General features: G+C 43.9%; 4 protein-coding genes. 3 read left to right on the plus strand and 1 reads right to left on the minus strand.

Annotated features, from left to right (window positions below; all coding sequences use genetic code 11):
* The first annotated feature begins 20 nt into the window (after positions 1 to 20).
* Together imm48 and ACR8BL_RS24845 are read left to right on the plus strand one after the other, a co-directional pair.
* Positions 21 to 461 carry an Imm48 family immunity protein gene (imm48, locus tag ACR8BL_RS24840; protein WP_434750015.1) on the plus strand — a complete coding sequence of 147 codons (441 nt, stop codon included), beginning with the start codon at positions 21 to 23 and terminating at the stop codon, positions 459 to 461.
* A gap of 18 nt (positions 462 to 479) precedes the next feature.
* Positions 480 to 1,034, plus strand: a complete 555-nt coding sequence (locus tag ACR8BL_RS24845) for an RNA 2'-phosphotransferase (protein WP_434753241.1) — start codon at positions 480 to 482, stop codon at positions 1,032 to 1,034.
* A gap of 140 nt (positions 1,035 to 1,174) precedes the next feature.
* Here the strand turns inward: ACR8BL_RS24845 and ACR8BL_RS24850 are convergent, their stop codons facing one another.
* Entirely contained in the window at positions 1,175 to 2,032 is an 858-nt protein-coding gene (locus ACR8BL_RS24850) for an SDR family oxidoreductase (RefSeq protein WP_434750016.1), read from the minus strand.
* 481 nt (positions 2,033 to 2,513) lie between these two features.
* Between ACR8BL_RS24850 and ACR8BL_RS24855 the strand changes: the two genes are divergently transcribed.
* A complete protein-coding gene (locus ACR8BL_RS24855) occupies positions 2,514 to 2,990 on the plus strand; it encodes a DUF6790 family protein (protein ID WP_434750017.1) in 477 nt (158 codons plus the stop codon).
* Positions 2,991 to 3,052 lie beyond the last annotated feature (62 nt).

The raw sequence follows: 3,052 nt of genomic DNA on the forward strand, positions 1-3,052 counted from the left end.
ATAGAACGGAGAATGTGGATATGAATAATTTTATGAATACTGAAGATAAAAATGATGTCATTTTGAGTGCTGCAGCCCACGAACTGGAGCAGATGGTGAATCAGATCGGCGAATTGATTGGCACACCACTTGAAGAGACAACAGAACTGCAGCGTCAGGTGCTTGCGGCTTTTGGTTTTGGCGCAGTATATAGTATTACTCACCGTGATCGCTTGGCGGAGCCGCAGGCTCATGCGCTGAGTATCCGGATGTTGATGAAGCCGTTTAACTATAGCGAACAGCAAGCGGTTGATTTTGCCGATGATTTGATTCGCGTTGCTTCCAATGAAGAGACACATCCGGTGATGAATACAATTATCCATCGCGGTATTAACGGACATGTTCAATTTGCGCAGGAGGATCACGAGGCGCTGGCACATACTATACAGGAAATTTTGGCGGCAGTTCAGCAGCAAAGCTAGGTAAAGGAGATGAGCATGATGGACTACATGAAATTGAGCAAAGAGCTTTCCTATGCATTGCGACATGCCCCTTGGGAATACGAGCTTGAGCTGGATGAAGAGGGATGGGTAGATATTCCGCAATTGCTCATTGCTCTGCACGAAAGCCCGAAGTGGCGTGAGGTTACAGAAGAGGATTTGGAACAGATGATTGCGGGTTCGGAGAAAAAGCGGCACGAGATCAATGCTGGCCGAATTCGCGCCCTTTATGGTCATTCCACTCCGCAGAAAATATCTAAAATAGCTACTCAGCCTCCGGAATGGTTGTACCACGGTACACCCGGACATGCCGTTGCCTCTATTATGGAGCACGGTCTGCAGCCTCGGCAGCGGCAGTATGTACATTTGTCGGCTGATAGGAACACGGCACGCCAGGTTGGTCTAAGACGGGATGATCATCCTGTCATTTTGCGTGTTCAGGCTGGGCAGGCCGAACGTGATGGCATTCTCTTTTACCACGGCAATGAAAATATATGGCTGGCTGATGTTATTCCTGCACGTTATATTGATCAAGAAGATCCAGTGGGTAGTTAGATGGACGCGTGTGCAAGCTTCGTTTGAAGCATATCAAAAACAAGCAAAAAAAAGGGCTGTTCCTCGTCATCAGTTGACGTATGGAACAACCCTTTTGTTGTATTCCTGTTATTATCTAGCGAAAATTACAGCATGACTGATTATTTACCCAAAATGGCTTTAAAACCTTCACTTAACGGTTGAGCCGGACGACCAAGCAAAGTTTCCAGTGTGTCGCTCTCAACAGCCAGTGCACCTTGGCGGATTGAATTCTGCATTTCAACCAGCATAAATACAACAAATTCAGGTAAACCTGCACCTTTCATGATGTCCGCGTAAGCCGCATCGTCGACATTCTGTACGTTGATTTCCTGTCCGAGTACTTCACCTGCAATGGCAGCAAGCTCAGCCTGTGTACGCAGTTTGCCGGACAATTCATAAACCTTGTTCTCGTGTCCTTCGCCTGCAAGTACAGTAGCAGCAGCTTCGGCATAATCACGGCGGGTAGCCCAGCCAACCCGGCTGTCATTCGTAGCATGTACCCAAGGAGCACCGTGTGTAACGGCTTGTACACTGCCAGCCTCATTTTCAAGGTACCAGTTATTACGTAGGAATGTGTAAGGGATGCCGGAATCACGGATCGCTTGTTCTGTCTTGCGGTGTACCTCAGCGAGGGAGAGTGGATTATGTTCCGCATTCACAACACTTGTATAAGCGATATAACCAACGCCAGCTTTTTTGGCGGCTTGAACGGCAGTCTGATGCTGACGAATACGTGTCTCATTATCCCCGTCTGTGGAGATCAGTAGTAACCGATCTACTCCAGCGAAGGCTTTCTCCAGCGTTTCCGGCTGATCGAAATCCCCTTGTCGAACGTCTACGCCTTGGGAGCGCAATGCTTCTGCTTTTTCTGGTGAACGCACACTAACAGCCAAGTTTGTTGCAGCATCCGTCTTCAATAGCGCCTCAACAACCAGTGACCCGAGTTTACCTGTAGCACCTGTAACTAACAATTTCATTTTTGTTTCCTCCTATAATGTAGTTTGCAACATTCGCCTCGTTAGGTGGATGTGTAACGAAAATCCATATCCTTGTAACTATAATAGTTACAAAAAGAAATGTTGTCAATTTTCTGTTTTCAATTAAGTTGATTAAGATGATCCGAATATATGTATAAAACGAATCGACCGTTGGTTATTTAGTTTTTTTTAATTGTCCAATAAATGAGTGATGGTTCTTAAGGAGTGTTAAAAAAGAAACATTTTTTGTATGAATAAGTGTAAAAATGGTATATAAGTACCATTTTATTCAAGTTAATTGGAACTACTTAAATTATACAATTGCGTATAAGAGAAGAAAAATGTAAAAAGCTTCGACAAAATAGAAAAATATGTACGAATTGACAAATATAAAAGCGATTATATAATGTGGATATCTACAAATTAATTCATTTAGTTACAAATGATTCCAAAATAACGAATGGGCAGGAGTGAGACAGCAATGTGGTTTTTGGTTCTATGGTTATTTGGGCTTATTTCAGGGGCAATTCATCTGTGGATGCTCGGTTTCCCTGGAGAAATGAGCGAGATTAGCAGAGTGTTATTGCTTCATCAGTTTGTGGTTACATTTGGACTTGTAGGTGTTATTGGTTACGTGGTTAACATTGCCAGAGCAGATCAAACAGCCAAGATGTTGGGTTGGCCAGGCGGACCGTTTCAGGTGAAATACGGATTTTCGCAAGTCGGGCTTGGTGTTATGGGGATTATGGCAATCTGGTTTCAAGGGAATTTTTGGGTTGGTGTGTTGGTTACGATGTACATATATGGTTTAAGTGGTCTATGGTCACATACTTATGTCATGATTAAAAATCGCAAGGCAGATGGAGATAGTATTGGTAATCTGATTATGGACGTCGTCTATCAAACGTTTATCACGGTTCTTTCCATATTGGCTGGCGGTATCTGGGTAATGAGCTAAACAGGGACTGGATTTATGACAACACAGCTTGAACTTCAATTAATGAATGAGGTGTGGTCGTG

This window comes from Paenibacillus amylolyticus (genome assembly GCF_051136285.1).
In the GTDB taxonomy this organism is placed as follows: Bacteria; Bacillota; Bacilli; order Paenibacillales; family Paenibacillaceae; genus Paenibacillus; species Paenibacillus amylolyticus_F.